Here is an 18,006-nt window from a genome sequence, read left to right on the forward strand (position 1 = left end):
CCCCGTGCGGGCGGCTCCGTGTATCCGATTGGAATCGTGCTGTGACTCAGGTACTCATCAACGGCCTCGCCGTCGGAGGCATCTACGGACTCCTGGCGGTGAGCTTCAGCATCGTCTACGGCGTGCTCGGCATGGTCAACTTCGCGTTCGGCGAGGTCTTCATGTTCGGCGCCTTCGGCGCCCTGGTCGCCTCGCTGTCGACGATCAACGTCGCGGGGGCGGAGGTCGCGGGCCCGGCACTGCCGCCCTGGCTCGCTCTGATCGTCGGCCTCGTCGTCGGCGCCGCCGTCGGGTTCGTCGTCGAGCGGCTGGCCTACAAGCCCCTCCGCTCCGCTCCCATCCTCTCCATGCTCATCACCGCCATCGCCGTCTCACTGCTTCTGCGAGCGATCGCCACCTTCCTGTTCGGTGCCGCGCAGGTACCGGCGCCGAGGCCCGAGATCGGTGAAGCGATCGTCATCTGGGGGGCGCGCATCCAGCCGATCGACCTCGTCATCTTCATCGTCGCCGTCATGGCGGCCGCGGCATTCTGGGCGGTCGTGAGGTTCAGCCCGATCGGCCGCGCGATCAGGGCGACCGCGCTCGACAAGGATGCGGCGAAGCTGATGGGGATCGGCATCGACCGCGTGATCGCGACCACCTTCATCCTCGGGTCCGCGATGGCCGCTCTCGCCGGCATCCTCTACTCGCAGAAGTACGGCTTCGCCGCCGCCGCGATGGGGTTCATCCCCGGACTGAAGGCGCTCGTCGCCGCAGTCCTCGGTGGCATCGGAAGCATTCCCGGAGCCTTCGTGGGCGGCCTCGCTCTCGGCGTCGTCGAAGAGGCCGCCGCCGCGTTCGTCCCCGGCGGATCCGCGTACCGCGACGTCATCGCCTTCGGTGTCCTCGTACTCATCCTGTGGCTGCGTCCACAGGGCATTCTCGGTCGGCGTGAAGTCGTGAAGGTGTGAGGACCATGGACATCCAGAAGACCACGCGGGCGCAGATCGGCGGGACCGCCCGCCGCCTCGTCGTCCCGCTCGTCCTGGCCGCGGCTGCGATCGTACTGCCGTTCGTGCTCCCTGGTGATCGGTGGGTGCGCGTCGCCGCACTCGCCCTCATCTACGTCGCCCTGGCCAGCGGACTCAACATCCTGGTCGGGCTCACCGGACTTCTCGACCTCGGATACATCGCCTTCTTCATCATCGGGGCCTACACGACCGCCGTGCTCACGGTGAAGCTGTTCGTCGATGGCCTGGGCTTCGACCCGTCCGACCTGTGGTGGCTGTTCCCGGTCAGTCTCGTTCTCGCGCTCGTGCTCTCGGCGGCCGCCGGTGCCATCATCGGATACCCAACCCTGCGGGCGCGGGGCGACTACCTGGCGATCATGACCCTCGCTTTCGGCGAGATCGTGCGCATCGTGTCGATCAACTGGGTCGACCTCACCGGCGGTGCCGTCGGCATCCGCAGCATCCCCCCGCTGAGCCTGGGGTCCAGCTCTCCGACCAGCACCTACTACGCCGTCCTCATCATGGTGGTCGTGATCCTCGTGGCCGTGGCCGGCCTCGTCGCCTCGCCCGTCGGGAGAGCATGGGTCGCCATCCGCGAAGACGAGCTCGTCGCCTCGTCGATGGGCATCAAGACCAAGCGCTACAAGCTCCTCGCCTACATGTGCGGAGCGGCCGTCGCCGGGATCACCGGGGTGTTCTTCGCGCACATGCAGCAGTTCATCAACCCCGACAGCTTCACGCTGGAAGACAACTTCATCGTCCTGAGCCTCGTGATCCTCGGAGGTGCCGGCACATTCTGGGGGCCCGTCGTGGGAGCGACGCTCTGGATCTTCTTCCAGGCCATCGCCAGGGACTGGGCCATCGTGCAGGAGCATCCGGAGTTCCGCACCGGCATCCTCGCGCTCATCGTCATCGTGCTCATGATCGTTCGCCCCGGCGGCATCGTCCGTCGTCGTCTCCGCCTGACCCGCGCCCGGCACACGGCGCCGTCGCACGACGGTGATGACGCCACTCCCCTGCTGGTCGACCATCACCCGACCAGACAGCCCGGCGTCCGGACGCTCGAGGTGCATGAGGTGTCGCGCACCTTCGGAGGACTTAAGGCCCTGCGCGGGGTCACCATGCACATCGGACACGGCGAGATCGTCGGGTTGATGGGACCCAACGGTGCGGGGAAGTCCACGCTGCTCAACGTCCTCTCCGGGGTCACCCCCGCGTCGTCCGGCCGCATCTCGTTCGAGGGCAGGTCGCTCGACAGGGCGGGCTCGGCCGAGGTGAGCGAGGCGGGGATCGCCCGCACGTTCCAGACGGTGCGGCTGTTTTGGGACATGACCGTCATGGAGAACCTGCTGGTCGGGGCGCACGGTCGCCTCAAAGGGTGGGTGCCGGCGTTCGTGCTTCGGCTGCCGAAGACGGCGAAAGCAGAACGAGCGGCCGCCGTCGAGGCGCGGAATCTGCTGAGGTTCGTCGGTCTCGACGACCGCGAGGGCGACCTGGCGAAGTCGCTGGACTACGAGGGGCAGCGGCGCGTGGAGATCGCGCGGGCGCTGATGACGAGACCGCGGCTCCTCCTTCTCGACGAGCCCGCCGCGGGCATGAATGAGAGCGAGACCCACGCGCTCGCCGCACTCATCGTGCGTATCCGCGACGCGGGCGTCGACGTCGTCCTCATCGAACACGACATGGATCTGCTGATGGGGGTCTCCGACCGCATCATCGTCCTCGACCACGGCGTCGTCCTCGCCGACGGCACCCCCGAGCAGATCCGCACCAACCCCCTCGTACTCGAGGCCTATCTGGGAAGCGACGCATGAACCTGCTGACGGTGGCGGACGTATCCGTGAAGTACGGGGCGGTGCAGGCGCTGCGAGGCGCGAACATGCATCTGGACACCGGAGAGCTCGTGGTGATCGTCGGCGCGAACGGCGCGGGGAAGTCGAGCCTGCTGCGTGGCATCGCCGGCCTCACCCGAGCCGAGGGCCGTGTCGAGCTCGCCGGCACCGACGTGAGCCGGCACCCCGCCGAGAGACGCGTGCGCGCGGGTATGTGTCTCGTGCCCGAGGGCCGCCACATCTTCGGCAGCATGACGGTTCTCGAGAACCTCCAGGTCGCGACCTGGGGCAGCCGGCACCGACTCCGCGACGAGCTGGCCCGCATCTACGAGCTCTTCCCCGTGCTCGAGCAGCGCCACGGACAGGCGGCTGCGACCCTGTCGGGCGGCGAGCAGCAGATGCTGGCGATCTCCCGTGCGCTCGTGCGACACCCTCGGCTGCTCATCCTCGACGAGCCCTCGATGGGACTGGCGCCGCTCATGGTCAAGCGGATGTTCGAGCTCATCAGCGAGATCCACCAGGCAGGAACCAGTGTGCTGCTGGTCGAGCAGAACGCCCGCCAGGCGCTCTCCATCGCCGACCGCGGGTACGTCATGGAGACGAGTCGTCTCTCGGGCGGCGACAGCGCGGCGGCGATGCTGGCCGACGAGCGGCTGCACTCGGCCTACTTCGGCACTCAGCCCTGACCCGATCAGGCCGACCACTCCTCTTCTCAGAAAGACGTCAATGCGCACCTCAACCTACGCACCCATCGCGATCGCCGCCCCCCACGAGGCCGCCGTGCGTGCCGCAGCCACCATCGTCTCCGCGGGAGGGAACGCCGTCGACGCCGCGCTCGCCGCAGCGGCGGCCCTGACGGTTGTCTATCCCCACATGTGCAGTCTCGGCGGCGACATGATCGCCATCGTCCGCCTTCCCAACGGCGACCGCATCTGCGTCAACAGCACCGGCGCCTACGGCTCCCGGTTCTCGCTCGCAGAGGTGCTCGACGGACGCGCTGCGATGCCCGTCGAGGGGCCGTTGACGGTGTCGGTCCCCGGTGTCGTGGCGGGCTGGCACGCGATGCACGAGGCGTGGGGCAGCATCTCGACCGAGCAGCTGCTGCAGCCCGCGATCGAGCTCGCGGCTCTGGGGACGAGTGTGAGCCCCGGTCTCGCCGAGGCCATCGCCGACGACGCGGCCACCCTGCGGGAGGACCCCGGGATGGCCTCCGTGTTCTTCCCGGAGGGGAAGGCGCTGACGGCCGGGGCGGACCTCGTGCAACCCGCTCTCGCGCACACGCTCTCCGCACTGGCCAGGGACGGACTGACGTCCTTCTACACCGGCGACACCGCAGCACTGCTCGACGAGGGGTTCGCGGCGCTCGGCGTTCCGGTCACCGCCGAAGATCTGTCAGCACACGTGCCGCGCATCGAGCAGCCGATCGCGCGCCGCGTCGGCGATCTTCGGGTCTCCACCGCCGCGCCGAACTCGCAGGGCTTCACGATGCTCCGCACCCTGGGCGCGCTGCGTGACGACGACACCGGAGCACTCTCCACCGACACGGGCCTGCTCGCGGAGCTCTTCCACAGCGGCGATCGCATCAGAGACACCGCCCTCGCGGACCCTCGGTTCGCACCGGTGGACGTCGACGGGATGCTGCAGCCCGAAGGGCTCCGCCGTGCGCGGGAAGAGGCCGAGAGCAGCCTGCGGACGGGTACGCGAGAGGCTGCGATCCACACGCCTCGGCCGGGCGGCGACACGGTCGCCATCACGGTCGTGGATGCCGACGGCATGGCGATATCCCTGATCCAGTCCGTGTTCCACAGCTTCGGCTGCAAACTGCTCGAGCCGCTGACCGGTGTGGTGCTCCACAACCGGGCCGCGTTCTTCCAGACCGAGCCGGGGCACCCCAACGTCGTCGCCATCGGAAAGAGACCGGCGCACACCCTCATGCCGGTCATCGTGGAATCCCCCGACGGCACGATCGCCGCTCACGGCACCATGGGCGGCAAGGCGCAGGCGCAGATCCACACGCAGCTCCTCCTCCGCGTGCTCGAAGGAGCGACGCCACTCGAGGCGGTGTCGGCGCCGCGGCTCATCGTCGGCGATTCCGAGCACGGCACGGATGATCGTGACTCCGTGCTCATCGAACCGGGCATCGCGGAGACCGCCCAGGCCCAGCTCGCCGCGACGACGCTGGAGATCCGTCGCGGGCACGAGAACGATTCGGGAGCCGGACACGCGATGATCGCCCGCAGGAATCCCGACGGGCGTCTGTCGGCCGGCGCCGATCCGCGCAGCGACGGCGGCGTCCATGTATCAGACTGACGACGACCGATCCCATCGAAAGGACACACCATGACGACACCGGAGCAGCGGGTTCGCGAACTCGGACTGGAGATCCCCGATTTCGCCGTGAGTGGCTACTACGGTGCCGACACCTACGGCAGCATGAAGCCGCACCACATCGTCGGCGACGTGCTGTATCTCAGCGGCCACACTCCCGACCGCGCAGACGGCACCGTCAGGTTCGCGGGCCGTCTGGGCCAGGACCTCACCGTCGAGCAGGGATACGAGGCAGCACGGCTCACCGCCCTCAACTGCCTGGGCGGCATCCGGCTCGCTCTGGGCAGCCTCGACCGTGTGAAGAGCATCATCCGGCAGACCTGCTTCGTCACCACGACGATGGAGTTCACCGAGGTGCACAGGGTCTCGAGCGGTGCCTCGGACCTCTTCGTCGAGGTGTTCGGATCCGAGATCGGCCTCGGCGGGAGAGCGACGATCGGCGTGATGTCGCTCGCCGGAGGCAGCAGCTTCGAGAACACCTTGACGGTCGAGATCGGCCGCTGAAGCCGATGGCCGAACGCTCCCGCCCCTCGCGACTGAACCTCCATCTGGTGCTCATGCTCGCCCTCACCTTCTCGACCGGAATCGTCGACGCCGTCGGCTACCTCGGTCTCGACAAGGTGTTCGCCGGCAACATGACGGGCAACGTCGTCATCCTCGGCATGGCGCTCGCCGGAGCCGAAGACCTGCCCTGGGTCGGACCCATGCTCGCGCTCTTCGCCTTCATGGCCGGAGCAGTCGTGGGCGGGAGGGTCCTTCGCACCTCGGATGCAGGGTGGAGCCTCCGCACCACCTGGCTGATCGGCGTCGTCGGAGTCGTGCTCGGCATCGCCGGTGCGGGGTTGTTCGTGACGGACGGCACTCCTCCCCCGCCCTGGGAGCTCGCAGCCACGCTGCTGCTCGCCGCGAGCATGGGTCTGCAGGCGGCGACCGCGCGCCACATCGCGGTGAAGGATGTCACCACGGTCGTCGTCACCTCCACCATCACCGGGCTCGCGGCGGACAGCCGTCTGGCCGGGGGGAAGGGCCAGCCGTGGATCCGCCGCACCGCGGCGATCGTGCTCATCGCCGCCGGCGCCGTCGTGGGTGCTCTCCTCCTCATGCTCCACATCGGCTGGGGTGTGATCGCCGCGGCGGTCATCTCGCTCGTGGTCGCGATCGTCGGTCACATCGCCGCGCGGCGGGCGCTCCGCAGCGAGCCGACTCTCCCCTGAGGCTGCGCCTCAGTGCGCGCTTGCAGCCCACGCTCGACGTGGCGACATATCGCGCAACCGCGTAATGAAGTGCGTCCGCGAGCGTCTGGATAGATGACGCACATGGTGCTCGATCCACGCACCGCAGGAGGCCCCCGTGATATCCACGCTCAGTATCTGGAACGACCTTGCTCCGCTGTTCGGTTTCCTCGGAGCCGCCGGGGTGGTGGTCGCGGTTTCTGCCGCCGTCGCCGCGGGCGTCGCGGGCGCGCTCGATCATGCGGATGCCCTGGTCGGCGGCACCGGGATGTGGGTGGCCGGAGTCCTGCTGAGCGCCTGCGCCAGCTATGTCGACGGCTGGTGGCTCATCGGAACCGCGGTGGCGGCCTGGCCGGCGGCCCTGCTTCTCGGCGTGCTGGCTCGCTTCGTCGTTCGCAGCGCCGGGGCATGGCAGGTCACCGGCTCGTAACGAATTCGGTCGATCTTCGGCGCTCTCTGGTGGTTCTTAGCCTTTGATGTAACGATCTATCAAACAGATATCGGGTGTTCCTGCCCGAGAAGGGGATCGCCCGCCATGAACGAGACCTCCGTCTTCACCGCATCGAGTTCGCGATGAACACCGCATTCGCCGTGCCGCTGACGACGGTCGAGACGTGGCCGGACGAGGAGCTTCTGCGCCTGGCACGCGCAGGCGACTCCGACGCTCTCGCGGCACTGTGGAGCCGTCATCTCGGTGCCGCGTACGCCGTGGCTCGCACGTTCGTGTCGCTCGATGCCGACGATGTCGTCTCTGAGGCGTTCGTCCGCATCGTCGAGACCATCAAGCGAGGCAAGGGTCCGCATTCGGCGTTCCGCCCGTACTTCACGATGACGGTTCGCAACGTGGGTAGGTCGCGATTCACCCGACAGGCGGCGGCCGCCGAGCGCGAGCTGAAGGACATCGACCTGGTCGACGCACTCGGGGTCGACGATCTGTCGGCGATCGACTTCGATCGTGCGGTGGCGTCAGCCGCGTTCAGCTCTCTGCCTCGACGGTGGCAGGAGGTGCTGTGGTACACCGCGGTCGAGGACCTGAAGCCTCGGGACGTGAGCGCCTACATGGGCATATCGGCCAATGCCGTCTCGGCGCTGGTGCTGAGGGCGAAGAAGGGGTACCGGGACGCCTGGATCATCGCGACCCTCGGATCCCCGCCCGATCCGGACTGCGCCTCGATCCAGAAAGACATCGTCGGATACGTCCTCGGCACGCTGCCGCTGCGGGATCGAGGGCGGCTGCGGACGCACCTGCTCGCTTGTCCCCGGTGCGCTGCAGCGCTCGAAGAGGCGGAGAGGATGTCGGCCCGCCTCGACGGCTTCCCCTTCACGTCTCACGAGGCTCTCGCGTCCTGACGCACTGCCCGAGACCGCAATCGGGCCGCCGGCCCAGCCACTATGGTGAGTGGATGGACATGCGTGTCGCGGCATACGCTGTCGTCACCGATGACGACGGACGCATCCTTCTGGCGCGCTGGATCGAAGGACGACGCGTCGCGTGGACCATGCCCGGAGGCGGTCTCGAACCCGGCGAATCGCCGGAGGCCGCCGTGCGGCGCGAGCTGCGGGAAGAGACCGGATACACGGTCAAGGTCGGCGAACTGCTCGGCATCCATTCGCGGGTGATCCCCGCGAGCCAGCGAGTGCACGGCTCGGACCAGCCGCTGCACACGCTGCGGATCGTCTACCGCGCGACGGTCAGCGGCGGCAGGCTGCAGTTCGAGACAGATGGATCGACCGACATGGCCGAGTGGTTCCCGCTGAAGTCGGTGGCGGAGTTGCAGCGCGTGAAGCTCGTGGACATCGCTCTGCGCATGGCCGGCATCCTCTGAGATCCCTGGCCCGGGCGATCAGTCGCGCGGTTCCTCCGGAACGGAGATGTCGGCGACCGTCGCACCGTATGCCGCGATCAGGTCGTCCGCGTCCACGAAGAGGCTGAAGCCGTGCGAACCGGCGCCCATCGCGATGCGCTGTCCGACGATCGTGTCGTCGGCGTAGACCGGCCAGTCGGTCGTGCTGCCGATGGGGACGATGGTGCCTCGCTCATACCCGGTAGCCGCCAGCGCGAGGTCGGCTTCGGGGAGGCGGAGCTTGTTCACGCCCACCAGCGCGCGAAGCTTCGGCCAGGAGATCGCCCGTCCTCCCGGGACGAGGGCGAAGAGATAGTCCCCCTCCGCACCGGAGTTCGCCGAAGGGCGCTTGACCACGAGGGTCTTCACTATGCCCGAGGGAAGGATGCCGAGCAGCTCGGCAGCCTCAGGCAGACTGCGGGCGGCGGGCCGCTCGCGGATCTCGATGTCGAGACCGCGGGCCGCGGCCGCCTCCCTCACCCGGGCATGAGGATCGCCCGACTCGAGAGCCGGGGATCCTGCAGTGGTCGTCACGCCTCGGGGGCTGCGAGCGGGTCGTCGGCGACCCAGAGCTCGTCGTCAGCACGCAGCGCCTGCCATGCGGCGTAGAGAACACCGGCAGCTGCGGCGACACCGAGGATCAGGGCGATGACGGAGCCTGCGCTCGGCCCCTTCTTCTCGGGCTCGACCACCTTGCCGAGCTTCTTCTCGATCTTGTGCACAACGCCGCTGCGCTTCGCGTTCGCGACGTCCCACGCGGTGAGCGCGGTGCCGACGACACCGCCGACGATCGGGACGACCTTGTCGTCGACGACGTGCTTGCCGAGACGCACGCCCTGGTCGACGACCGGGACGACGCGGCGCTGGTACGTGTCCTGGACAGCCGGAGCCACCTGCTCACGGCCGAAGTTGCCGAGCTGGCGACCCGCCTCGCGAGCGACGTCGGCAGCGTGGCCGACGAGGATCTGCTGGTTCTCCCACAGCTGGTTGGCGTCTGCCTGAAGGCGACGCAGTTCCTTCTTCCGCTTTCGGGTGATGCTCACGATGCTCTCCTGTCGATTGGAGTACGGGTTCCCCATCTTGCCACGCGAGTCTGGATGGGGGGAGGGAATCGCCGAGCCCTTGCGTTGTACCGGGATGAGCGGTAGAACCGGACGAACTCACCGGAAGCTCTGAGAGAATGAGTGCATGGCTCACGCTTCCCACGTCGCAACCCTGCACACCAACCACGGTGACATCGTCATCAACCTCTTCGGCGACCACGCCCCGAAGACGGTCAAGAACTTCGTCGGCCTGGCCGACGGCACCCAGTCCTGGACCGACCCCGCCACCGGCAAGCCGGGCGAGGGTCCTCTCTACAAGGACGTGATCTTCCACCGCATCATCCCGAACTTCATGATCCAGGGCGGCGACCCGCTCGGCCAGGGCGTCGGCGGACCGGGCTACAACTTCGACGACGAGATCAACATGGAGCTCAACTTCAACGAGCCCTACATCCTCGCGATGGCGAACGCCGGCCTGCGTCGCAACGCCATCACCGGCAAGGCCGAGGGCACCAACGGCTCGCAGTTCTTCATCACCACCGACCCGACGCCGTGGCTGCAGGGCAAGCACACGATCTTCGGCGAGGTCGCCGATGACGCCTCGAAGGCCGTCGTCGACAAGATCGCCGCCGTGCCGACCGCTGCGGGCGACCGTCCGCTCGAGCCGGTCGTGCTGCAGTCGATCGACATCGTCGCGGCCTGACGCCGACGCTGGCCGATCCGGATGACGACGCCTGAGTTCGCGGACAACCGCGACAACTTCTGCTACCGGCATCCGGATCGGCAGAGCTTCGTGCTCTGCCAACGGTGCCTGCGCACCATCTGCCCCGAGTGCCAGACCCAGGCGGCCGTCGGGGTCATCTGCCCCGAGTGCATGGCGGCAGAGCGCAAGAACCGCACCCCCGCGCAGAAGCGCGCGGAGCGCCGGTGGCGCGGCCGCGGGTCCACGATGACCGCCACGTCCAGCGGCACGCCGGTCGTCACGTACGCTCTCCTGCTGATCACCTCGATCATCGGGCTCCTGCAGATCGTTCCGGGGCTCGGTGATGCACTCACCGGCATACTCCGTTTCAACGCCCTCTATCTCTATCCCCAGTTCGGGGTCTTCCCGTTCGAGCCGTGGCGCGCGCTCACCGCGGTCTTCGCGCACGGCGGCTTCATCCACCTCGCTCTCAACATGCTCGCTCTGTGGATGCTGGGGCAGAGCCTGGAGCCGATGCTCGGCCGGGCCCGGTTCCTGTCGCTCTATCTGATCAGCGGTCTGGGTGGCTCGGTCGCGGTCGCGCTCATCGCGCCGGGCCTCTATACGGTCGGTGCCTCGGGTGCGATCTTCGGCTTGATGGCCGCCCTGCTGATCATCGGCCGTCACATCGGGGCCAATGTGACCGGGATCCTCGTGATCCTCGGCATCAACTTCGTCATCGGCTTCTTCATCGGTGGGATCGCCTGGCAGGCGCACCTCGGTGGTGCCGTCGTCGGCGCGCTCGTGGCGTTCATCCTCACCCGCACGCGCCGACGCGACCAGCGGACCTGGCAGATCGTGCTGCTCGCAGCCACCGCGGTGCTCCTCGTCGCGGTGATGTTCATCGTGCCTCCGCTGCTCATCAGCGCTGGGGTTTATGCCTGATCGCAGGTTGTTAACAACCCTGTTAACAGGTGTGAATAACACCGGTGTAATTCTCCCCAGGGTGTGGACAACCTGTGGATAACTGTCGCTCGTCCTGCGGGAACGACGAAGGCCCCCTCGCCGAGCGAGGGGGCCTTCGTGACGTGTGCGGCGGACGTCAGCGCCAGCGAGTGGTCATCAGGAAGCCGATCAGGGCGATGCCGAGTCCGATGGCGAGGTTCCAGTTGTCGAGGCCCGGGATCGGGAACTGCATGCCGGAGATGTAGAACACGAGGATCCACGCGAGGCCGAGCAGCATGAAGCCGACCATCACCGGCTTGAACCAGACGGCGTTGGGCGCAGCTTCACCTTCGCTGCGCGGCGCTTCGGGTTCTTCGATCTTGCGGTCACGTGCCATTCCGACATTGTACCCATGACTTCTTTCCAAAGCAGGACACCCCCGTGACCGTCTTCCGTACAGTGCGGCGGGATAAGATCGCGCCATGACTGCATCCGTCGTCTCGGGGGAGCGACGCGCACCTCGCCGCCGCCCTCGCTCGCGCGCGACCTTCACGAGCGTGCTCGGCGAGCTGCTGCTCACCGCAGGGGTTCTCGTGCTGCTGTTCGTCGCCTGGCAGATGTGGATCGGCGACATCATCATCGCCGCCCAGAAGAACGAAGAAGGCGCCGCAGTCTCGGAGCAGTGGGCGAATGCTCCGACGCCCGAGCTGCCCCCGGTGATCGAGACGTCCGATGGCACGGTCGTCTACGAGCCGGTGATCCCGGCACCGCCGGCCGACACCGAGCAGCTCGGCCAGATGCTGATCCCCCGCTTCGGAACGCAGTACAACGTCGGCATCTACGGCGGCACGAGTCGCGCACGCACCCTCGACAAGCTCGGGATCGGCGTCTACACCGACTCGAAGATGCCCGGCGAGGTGGGCAACTTCGCGATGGCGGGTCACCGCACCACCTGGGGCAAGCCCTTCAACCAGCTCGACAAGCTCCAAGTGGGCGACGCGATCGTGGTCGAGACGCCCGACGGCTGGTTCACCTACCGCTTCCGCACCCTGGAGTACGTGAAGCCGACGCAGACGGACGTGCTGCTCGACGTGCCGCAGATGCCCGGTGTCTCGACGGGGGAGCGCTACATCACGCTGACGGCATGTTCGCCGCTCTACTCGCTCGCCGAGCGCATCGTCGCCTATGGCGTGTACGAGAGCTTCCAACCTCGCGCAGAGGGTCCGCCGCCTGCGCTCACCGACCCGCCGCCGCCCCCCGCCGGGCCGTCGATCTAGACGAAGGGAACACGCACTCATGTATGCCGCACTCTGGCGCATCCTGCCCGGCCCCTGGTGGCTGAAGCTCTTCATCGTGCTGGCCCTCGTGGCCGCCGTGCTCTACGGGCTGTTCTGGTACGTGTTCCCCTGGGTGAGCCCGTTCATCACCCCGGGCGAGGTCGACCTCGAATGACACGCGTGCTCGTCGTGGACAACCACGACAGCTTCGTGCACACCCTGGTCGGGTACCTTCGCGAGCTGGGTGCCGACGTGTCGATGATCGAAGCGGATGCCGTCGGGCATGCGGAACTCGTCAGTCTCCTGAGCGGGGTCGACGGGGTCATGATCTCGCCGGGTCCGGGAACCCCGACGGATGCCGGGTCGTCGATCGCCGCCGTCCGCACCGCCGCACTGCTGCGACGTCCGCTGCTCGGCGTGTGCCTCGGGCACCAGGCCATCGGGGAGGCGTTCGGAGCGCCGGTGTCCGAGGCGCCAGAGCTCATGCACGGAATGACGTCTCGGGTCGAGCATGACGGCTCGGCGCTGTTCGCCGGCATCCCCTCGCCGTTCGACGTCGGCCGCTATCACTCCCTCGCGATCGCGGGGTCGGCCCTGCCGGCGGATGTCGTCGTCACCGCGCGGTCAGAGACCGGCACGGTGATGGCGCTCGCGCATGCCGAGCTGCCGATCCTCGGGGTCCAGTTCCACCCCGAGAGCGTTCTGACGGAGGGCGGCTACCGGCTTCTCGCGAACTGGCTGGCGATGTGCGGCGATGCCGAGGCCGTCGAGCGCTCGGAGCGACTGCATCCGCTCTCGCACGCGTGACGCGGACGCAGTCTCGCAGCCCCGGCTCAGCCGGCGGCACCCGTGCAGTAACGCAGCTCGACCGTGGAGCCGATGGGCACGTCGCCCGGGGCCACCGACATCGAGGTGACCGTAGGCGGAGTGACCGCGGGGCAGTCCGTCAGCTCGACGGGCTGGGCAGTGAGTCCCAGGTTGTCGAGCTCCTCGGTGGCGGCCGCCAGAGTCCAGCCGGACATGTCCCTGATCGTCACGCGACCGCTGGCGACGACGAGGTTCACGATGGTGCCCGGCTCGACCTCGGCATCCGCCGTGACGCTCGCCTCCATCACCGTGTCGGCCGCGAGGCCCTTGTCGTTGCGCTGGATCACGGTGCCGAGCTGAAGGCCCGCCGACGCGAGAGCGTCTTTCGCGGCGGCCAGCGACAGGCCCTCGAGCGTGGGAACGACGACGGTCTCCTTGCCGGAGGACACGTAGAGGGTGACCGAGTCGCCCTGGCTCACCGCGGTCCCTGAGACGGGATCGGTGCGGATGACATTGCCTTCGGCGATCTCCGAGCTGGCCTCGAGCACCAGAGTCGATGTCAGGTCGAGCTCGCCGAGGTCCTCCTGCGCGCGTTCCGACGAGACGTTGACGAGGTCGGGCACGGTGCGCGAGCTCGTCGGCACCTCCTCGGGGCGCATGCTGATCGTCCACACCCAGAACAGGACCGAGGCCAGCAGCACGGCGAGCAGCGCCACGCCCGCCCAGATCCATGCGACCGGAGGGCCGGACTGGGTGCGCGCCATCGTGGTGTCGGTGCTCAGCTGACGCAGCGACCGGGCGGTCTCCTGGGCCTGCCGAGGACTGGGCCCGTACAGCTCGCTGGTGAGGGCGCCCAGCTCCTTGCGGCTCGGCGCGCGCCCGGCGACGGCGGAGTCGAGTGCGGCGCGGAAGTGCGCAGCATCCGGGTACCGCTGGTACGGATCCTTCGCGAGCGCGCGCAGCACGATCGGGTCCAGGGCGCCGGGGGAGTCCTCGTTGATCTCGGTCGGCGGGACCGGGGTCTCGCTGACGTGCTGGTACGCGACGGCGACGGGGGACTCGCCCCGGAACGGCTGTCGGCCGGTGAGCAGCTCGTAGAGCACGACACCGGTGGAATAGAGGTCGGCCCGGGCGTCCACGGGCTCGCCCTTGGCCTGCTCGGGCGAGAAGTATGCGGCGGTGCCGATGATCTGGGTGGTCTCGGCCACGGTCGACGACGAGTCGGACACCGCGCGCGCGATGCCGAAGTCCATGACCTTGACCTGGCCCTTCTCGGTGACCATGACGTTGCCCGGCTTGATGTCGCGATGCACGACTCCGGCACGGTGCGAGTAGTCGAGCGCCTCGAGGATGCCGTCGACGTAGCGCACGGCGTCTTCGACGGGCACGGGGCCCTTCGCGATGATGTCCTTCAGGAGGGTTCCGCCGATGAGCTCCATCACGATGTACGGCGGCTCGGTCGAGTTCGCGTCAGCGGTCGACGGGTCACCCGCGTCGTACACACGCACGATCGACGGGTGCGACATGCGCGATGCCGACTGCGCCTCGAGGCGGAAACGGGTACGGAAGGCAGTGTCTCTGGCCAGCTCGGGGTCGAGGATCTTGATGGCGACCTGGCGACCCAGCGTCAGGTCGTACCCGCGGTACACCTTCGCCATGCCGCCGTGCCCGATGAGTTCGTCGACGCGGTAGCGACCCGCGAGCACGCGTGGCTCTGTCGACACGTACTGACCCCCTGAGAACGACCTGGTGAAAAGCTCAGCCTACGTGGCGAACCTGCTTATTCGCCTGCGTCGTCGCCGCCGTCGGCACCGTCGCCGCCGTCGGGGACGGCGGGGAGGATGACGACGGGAGCGGACGCGTTCGAGGGCTCAGAAGCCATCTCGCCGCAGAAGACGCGATACGTGGCGGTGATGCTCTGGCCCGCGGCGCCGGGGATGATCTGCGTCGTGAGGACGCTCGGACCGAAGCTGCGGATCGACTCGCCCGCATTGCCGCCCGAGAACGTCGCGTTGGTGAGCGTGACCTCGAAGGCCGACCGCGGTCCGGTGCCCGAGGGGCACTCGAAACTCGGCCAGTTCAGGGTGACGGGCTGGCCTTCGGTGGCGGTTCCGGCGATCGAGGGAGTGCCGGTGGGCTTGCCTACCTGGACCTGCTCCTTGAAGGTGGTCAGCGTCAGCGCCGTGCCTTCCGGGACGTTGCCGCCCGGGGTCACCGACTCGACGGTGCCGACCTGACCGGCGCTCGGTGCGACCGTGTTGCCGACGACGCACTCGGCCTGCAGGCCCGCGTTGACGGCGGCGCGCTGCGCTGCCTCGCACTGCATGCCGATGAGGCCGAGGCCGTCGACGTTCACCTGCGCGGGTTCGGGCGTCTCGACCTCCGTGGGGGTCGGCTTCGGCGTCTGGCTCGTCGTGGGCGTCCCGGTCGGATCTGCTCCGCCGCGGCCGTCGTCCTGGTTCATCAGGGCGATCACCGTTCCGCCGAGCACGATCACCAGCAGCGCGATGAGGGCGATGAGCGGCCACGTCCACGGACTGCGCTTCTTCTTCTCGCCCTCCGCCTCGTCCTCGGCGGTGGCTCCGGTGGGGAGCTGCGCCGTGGTCGGCAGGATGCGGGTCGTGCCGTCGTCGCCGGTGGACGTCAGCAGGCGCGTGGCGTCATCGGCCCCCGCCGCCCCTGCCGCGATGGCGGGAACGGCGATGGCTGCGGAATTTAGGTCGCCCCGGCGCAGCGCCTGAGCGGCACGGGCGACGGTCGCCGACGACGACGGGCGGTCGGCCGGCTTCTTGGCGATCATCGCCATGACGAGGTTCTGCACCGGGATCGGCACGGTCGGCGGCAGCGGCGGCGGCTGCTCGTTGATCTGCGCCATCGCGATCGCGACCTGCGACTCGCCCGTGAAGGGGCGCTTGCCGGCGAGGCACTCGTAGGCGACGATGCCGAGCGAGTACGTGTCGGTCGCCGGGGATGCGGGGTGGCCGGACGCCTGCTCGGGCGACAGGTACTGCACGGTGCCCATGACCTGACCGGTGGCCGTCAGCGGCACCTGGTCGGCGATGCGCGCGATGCCGAAGTCGGTGATCTTCACGCGACCGTCGGGCGTGATCAGCAGGTTGCCCGGCTTGATGTCGCGGTGCACGAGCCCGGCCGCGTGCGCGGCCTGGAGTGCGGATGCCGTCTGGGCGACGATGTCGAGAGTCTTGTCCGCGCTCAGCGAGCCGTCGCGCTCGATGATCGTCGACAGGGCCTCGCCGGGGACGAGCTCCATGACGAGGTAGGCGCTGCCGTTCTCCTCGCCGTAGTCGAACACGCTGGCGATGCCCTCGTGATTGACGAGAGCGGCATGGCGCGCCTCGGCGCGGAACCGCTCGAGGAACCCGGGGTCCCCCATGTACTCGTCCTTGAGGATCTTGATCGCGACGGTGCGTCCGATGACGTGATCCGTCGCCTCCCACACCTCGCCCATGCCGCCGATCGCAATACGCGACTGCAGCTCGTAGCGACCACCGAACGACACACCCTGCGTCGGTCTCATCTGCCCAGCACCGCCTCTATGACCTTCTTTGCAATCGGAGCGGCGATGGTGTCGCCGGATCCTGACTGCCCTTGTCCACCGCCGTCTTCGACGAGGACCGCTACTGCCACCTGCGGGTCGTCCGCAGGTGCGAACCCTGTGAACCACAACGTGTACGGATTGTCATCGTTCTCGGTCGTACCGGTCTTACCCGCCACGTCGACCCCGTCTATTCTTGCACCCTGCGCCGCGCCGTTTGAGACGCTTGCGACCATCGACGACGCCACCTGATCGGCGACCGACGCCTCGAGGGCCCGCCCGTACTCGGTGTCCTCGTAGGCGCGGATCACCGAGAGATCGATGCCGATCACGGTATCGACCAGTCGGGGGTTCATCACGACGCCGTCGTTCGCGATGCCGGCGGCCACCATCGCGATCTGCAGCGGGGTCGCGGTGACCTGCCCCTGACCGAAGCCGGTCAGCGCGGTCTGCGGGTCGTTGAGCCCGCGCGGGTAGCTGGACGGCGTCGACTCGAGGGGTGTCGCGAAGCTCCGATTGAAGCCGAACTTCTCCGCCATCTCGCGGATGCGGTCGTCGCCGAGCTGAACGGCGAGCTGCGCCATCGGGATGTTGCAGCTCAGCCGGAGCGCCTCGGAGATCGTGACCGTCTCGCCGGGGCCGCACGTGCCGCCCCACGCGTTCGATACGGTGTTCGACGACTGGGGGAGCGTGTAGCGCGCGGGGTTCGGCAGCGTGGAATCCGGCGTCCACTCGCCCGATGCGTAGGCGGCGGCCGCGACGACGAGCTTGAACGTCGAGCCGGGAGGATTCAGGTCGCCGGCGATCGCACGGTTCGAGAGCGGCTTCAGCGGATCGTCGACGAGCTGGTCGTAGGTCGCGTTCGCGGCATCCGCGTCGTGCGTGGCCAGCGCGTTCGTGTCGAAACCGGGTGTCGAGGTCATCGCGAGGATGCGCCCGGTCTTCGGCTCGATCGCGACGACCGCGCCCTGGAGTCCCTGCAGAGCGTCGTAGGCGGCCTGCTGCGCGGCGGTGTTCAGCGACAGCTCGACGCTGAAGCCGGTCTGCGGCTGACCCGAGAGGATGCGTTCGATCTCGGCGAAGAACGCGCTGGAGCCCGTGCCCGAGAGATCGGCGTTCAGAGCGCGCTCGATTCCGGTGGCGGACTGCAGGGCCGGGTTGAAGTATCCGGTGACCGGCTCCCACATGGCGGCATCCGTGTAGACGCGCTGGAACTGGTACCGGTCGTCCGACGGGACCGATGAGGCGATCGCGACGTCGTCGACGATGATCGACCCGCGCTGGATCTCATAGCTGTCGAGCAGGGTGCGACGGTTGTTCTGGTTCTGACCGAGGTTGTCGGCCTCGACGACCTGGATCCAGCTGGTCGCGACGAACAGCGACAGGAACATGAACAGCATCACGATGCTGAGGCGGCGGAGCTGTTTCGTCATGCGAGGCCGCCCTTCGACAGAATCCGGGTGAGTGCGAG

The 18,006-nt window shown here is 68.2% G+C and carries 20 protein-coding genes; 14 read left to right on the forward strand and 6 right to left on the reverse strand.

Annotated elements, in window-relative coordinates; all coding sequences use genetic code 11:
- Positions 1–41 precede the first annotated feature (41 nt).
- The 9 genes from BN2660_RS05820 (at position 42) to BN2660_RS05860 (ending at position 8,207) form a co-directional block, all read left to right on the forward strand.
- Positions 42–950: a branched-chain amino acid ABC transporter permease gene (locus BN2660_RS05820; RefSeq protein WP_176697104.1), complete on the forward strand. Its 909-nt coding sequence runs from the start codon at positions 42–44 to the stop codon at positions 948–950.
- A gap of 5 nt (positions 951–955) precedes the next feature.
- Positions 956–2,803, forward strand: coding sequence for a branched-chain amino acid ABC transporter ATP-binding protein/permease (locus tag BN2660_RS05825; RefSeq protein WP_091228380.1), 1,848 nt, complete (start codon positions 956–958; stop codon positions 2,801–2,803).
- Positions 2,800–3,507: an ABC transporter ATP-binding protein gene (locus BN2660_RS05830; RefSeq protein ID WP_091228383.1), complete on the forward strand. Its 708-nt coding sequence runs from the start codon at positions 2,800–2,802 to the stop codon at positions 3,505–3,507. Before BN2660_RS05825 ends, BN2660_RS05830 begins: the two co-directional genes overlap by 4 nt.
- 40 nt (positions 3,508–3,547) lie before the next feature.
- Positions 3,548–5,131 (forward strand): gamma-glutamyltransferase family protein, encoded by a 1,584-nt coding sequence (locus BN2660_RS05835; protein ID WP_091228388.1) that lies wholly within the window; start codon positions 3,548–3,550, stop codon positions 5,129–5,131.
- A 30-nt stretch (positions 5,132–5,161) separates the two neighbouring features.
- Positions 5,162–5,653: a RidA family protein gene (locus BN2660_RS05840; RefSeq protein ID WP_091228392.1), complete on the forward strand. Its 492-nt coding sequence runs from the start codon at positions 5,162–5,164 to the stop codon at positions 5,651–5,653.
- Between the two features lie 5 nt (positions 5,654–5,658).
- Positions 5,659–6,363: a YoaK family protein gene (locus tag BN2660_RS05845; protein ID WP_091228395.1), complete on the forward strand. Its 705-nt coding sequence runs from the start codon at positions 5,659–5,661 to the stop codon at positions 6,361–6,363.
- A gap of 136 nt (positions 6,364–6,499) precedes the next feature.
- Positions 6,500–6,811: a hypothetical protein gene (locus BN2660_RS05850; RefSeq protein ID WP_091228399.1), complete on the forward strand. Its 312-nt coding sequence runs from the start codon at positions 6,500–6,502 to the stop codon at positions 6,809–6,811.
- 143 nt (positions 6,812–6,954) lie between these two features.
- A complete protein-coding gene (locus tag BN2660_RS05855) occupies positions 6,955–7,731 on the forward strand; it encodes a sigma-70 family RNA polymerase sigma factor (protein WP_141651247.1) in 777 nt (258 codons plus the stop codon).
- A 53-nt stretch (positions 7,732–7,784) separates the two neighbouring features.
- On the forward strand, positions 7,785–8,207 hold the full coding sequence (locus tag BN2660_RS05860; protein ID WP_091228407.1) for an NUDIX hydrolase: 423 nt from the start codon (positions 7,785–7,787) through the stop codon (positions 8,205–8,207).
- Positions 8,208–8,225: 18 nt separating this feature from the next.
- Here the strand turns inward: BN2660_RS05860 and BN2660_RS05865 are convergent, their stop codons facing one another.
- Positions 8,226–8,705: an aminoacyl-tRNA deacylase gene (locus tag BN2660_RS05865; RefSeq protein ID WP_091228899.1), complete on the reverse strand. Its 480-nt coding sequence runs from the start codon at positions 8,703–8,705 to the stop codon at positions 8,226–8,228.
- A gap of 50 nt (positions 8,706–8,755) precedes the next feature.
- A complete protein-coding gene (locus BN2660_RS05870) occupies positions 8,756–9,268 on the reverse strand; it encodes a DNA helicase (protein ID WP_091228414.1) in 513 nt (170 codons plus the stop codon).
- 145 nt (positions 9,269–9,413) lie between these two features.
- Between BN2660_RS05870 and BN2660_RS05875 the strand changes: the two genes are divergently transcribed.
- Entirely contained in the window at positions 9,414–9,971 is a 558-nt protein-coding gene (locus BN2660_RS05875; RefSeq protein ID WP_091228417.1) for a peptidylprolyl isomerase, read from the forward strand.
- 21 nt (positions 9,972–9,992) lie between these two features.
- A complete protein-coding gene (locus BN2660_RS05880) occupies positions 9,993–10,895 on the forward strand; it encodes a rhomboid family intramembrane serine protease (protein WP_091228421.1) in 903 nt (300 codons plus the stop codon).
- Between the two features lie 157 nt (positions 10,896–11,052).
- On the opposite strand, the gene BN2660_RS05885 is transcribed toward BN2660_RS05880, so the two are convergent.
- On the reverse strand, positions 11,053–11,292 hold the full coding sequence (locus tag BN2660_RS05885) for a cell division protein CrgA (RefSeq protein ID WP_091228424.1): 240 nt from the start codon (positions 11,290–11,292) through the stop codon (positions 11,053–11,055).
- A gap of 85 nt (positions 11,293–11,377) precedes the next feature.
- Between BN2660_RS05885 and BN2660_RS05890 the strand changes: the two genes are divergently transcribed.
- Genes BN2660_RS05890 through BN2660_RS05895 form a run of 3 tightly spaced genes read left to right on the forward strand, consistent with a single transcriptional unit; the run spans position 11,378 to position 12,979 of the window.
- The gene (locus BN2660_RS05890) at positions 11,378–12,172 is read left to right on the forward strand and encodes a class E sortase (RefSeq protein ID WP_091228426.1); all 795 of its coding nucleotides are present in this window, start codon (positions 11,378–11,380) and stop codon (positions 12,170–12,172) included.
- 19 nt (positions 12,173–12,191) lie between these two features.
- Positions 12,192–12,347, forward strand: coding sequence for a hypothetical protein (locus BN2660_RS16570; protein ID WP_176697105.1), 156 nt, complete (start codon positions 12,192–12,194; stop codon positions 12,345–12,347).
- On the forward strand, positions 12,344–12,979 hold the full coding sequence (locus tag BN2660_RS05895) for an anthranilate synthase component II (protein ID WP_091228430.1): 636 nt from the start codon (positions 12,344–12,346) through the stop codon (positions 12,977–12,979). The genes BN2660_RS16570 and BN2660_RS05895 overlap by 4 nt, the downstream gene beginning before the upstream one ends.
- 26 nt (positions 12,980–13,005) lie before the next feature.
- Here BN2660_RS05895 and pknB read toward each other — a convergent pair whose 3' ends face one another.
- Genes pknB through BN2660_RS05910 form a run of 3 tightly spaced genes read right to left on the reverse strand, consistent with a single transcriptional unit; the run spans position 13,006 to position 17,968 of the window.
- Positions 13,006–14,703, reverse strand: a complete 1,698-nt coding sequence (pknB, locus tag BN2660_RS05900; protein WP_091228433.1) for a Stk1 family PASTA domain-containing Ser/Thr kinase — start codon at positions 14,701–14,703, stop codon at positions 13,006–13,008.
- Positions 14,704–14,759: 56 nt separating this feature from the next.
- Positions 14,760–16,517, reverse strand: a complete 1,758-nt coding sequence (locus BN2660_RS05905; protein ID WP_091228442.1) for a protein kinase domain-containing protein — start codon at positions 16,515–16,517, stop codon at positions 14,760–14,762.
- Entirely contained in the window at positions 16,514–17,968 is a 1,455-nt protein-coding gene (locus BN2660_RS05910; protein WP_091228446.1) for a peptidoglycan D,D-transpeptidase FtsI family protein, read from the reverse strand. The genes BN2660_RS05905 and BN2660_RS05910 overlap by 4 nt, the downstream gene beginning before the upstream one ends.
- Between the last annotated feature and the right edge of the window lie 38 nt (positions 17,969–18,006).

Source organism: Microbacterium sp. 3J1 (assembly GCF_001049495.1).
Taxonomy (GTDB): Bacteria; Actinomycetota; Actinomycetes; order Actinomycetales; family Microbacteriaceae; genus Microbacterium.

Coding starts and splice junctions, on each gene's coding strand:
- BN2660_RS05890 (WP_091228426.1), top strand. CDS start 11,378: ATGACTGCATCCGTCGTCTCGGGGGAGCGACGCGCACCTCGCCGCCGC.
- BN2660_RS05840 (WP_091228392.1), top strand. CDS start 5,162: ATGACGACACCGGAGCAGCGGGTTCGCGAACTCGGACTGGAGATCCCC.
- BN2660_RS05855 (WP_141651247.1), top strand. CDS start 6,955: ATGAACACCGCATTCGCCGTGCCGCTGACGACGGTCGAGACGTGGCCG.
- BN2660_RS05835 (WP_091228388.1), top strand. CDS start 3,548: ATGCGCACCTCAACCTACGCACCCATCGCGATCGCCGCCCCCCACGAG.
- BN2660_RS05880 (WP_091228421.1), top strand. CDS start 9,993: ATGACGACGCCTGAGTTCGCGGACAACCGCGACAACTTCTGCTACCGG.
- BN2660_RS05885 (WP_091228424.1), bottom strand. CDS start 11,292: ATGGCACGTGACCGCAAGATCGAAGAACCCGAAGCGCCGCGCAGCGAA.
- BN2660_RS05905 (WP_091228442.1), bottom strand. CDS start 16,517: ATGAGACCGACGCAGGGTGTGTCGTTCGGTGGTCGCTACGAGCTGCAG.
- BN2660_RS05910 (WP_091228446.1), bottom strand. CDS start 17,968: ATGACGAAACAGCTCCGCCGCCTCAGCATCGTGATGCTGTTCATGTTC.
- BN2660_RS05895 (WP_091228430.1), top strand. CDS start 12,344: ATGACACGCGTGCTCGTCGTGGACAACCACGACAGCTTCGTGCACACC.
- BN2660_RS05845 (WP_091228395.1), top strand. CDS start 5,659: ATGGCCGAACGCTCCCGCCCCTCGCGACTGAACCTCCATCTGGTGCTC.
- BN2660_RS05825 (WP_091228380.1), top strand. CDS start 956: ATGGACATCCAGAAGACCACGCGGGCGCAGATCGGCGGGACCGCCCGC.
- BN2660_RS16570 (WP_176697105.1), top strand. CDS start 12,192: ATGTATGCCGCACTCTGGCGCATCCTGCCCGGCCCCTGGTGGCTGAAG.
- BN2660_RS05830 (WP_091228383.1), top strand. CDS start 2,800: ATGAACCTGCTGACGGTGGCGGACGTATCCGTGAAGTACGGGGCGGTG.
- BN2660_RS05860 (WP_091228407.1), top strand. CDS start 7,785: ATGGACATGCGTGTCGCGGCATACGCTGTCGTCACCGATGACGACGGA.
- BN2660_RS05875 (WP_091228417.1), top strand. CDS start 9,414: ATGGCTCACGCTTCCCACGTCGCAACCCTGCACACCAACCACGGTGAC.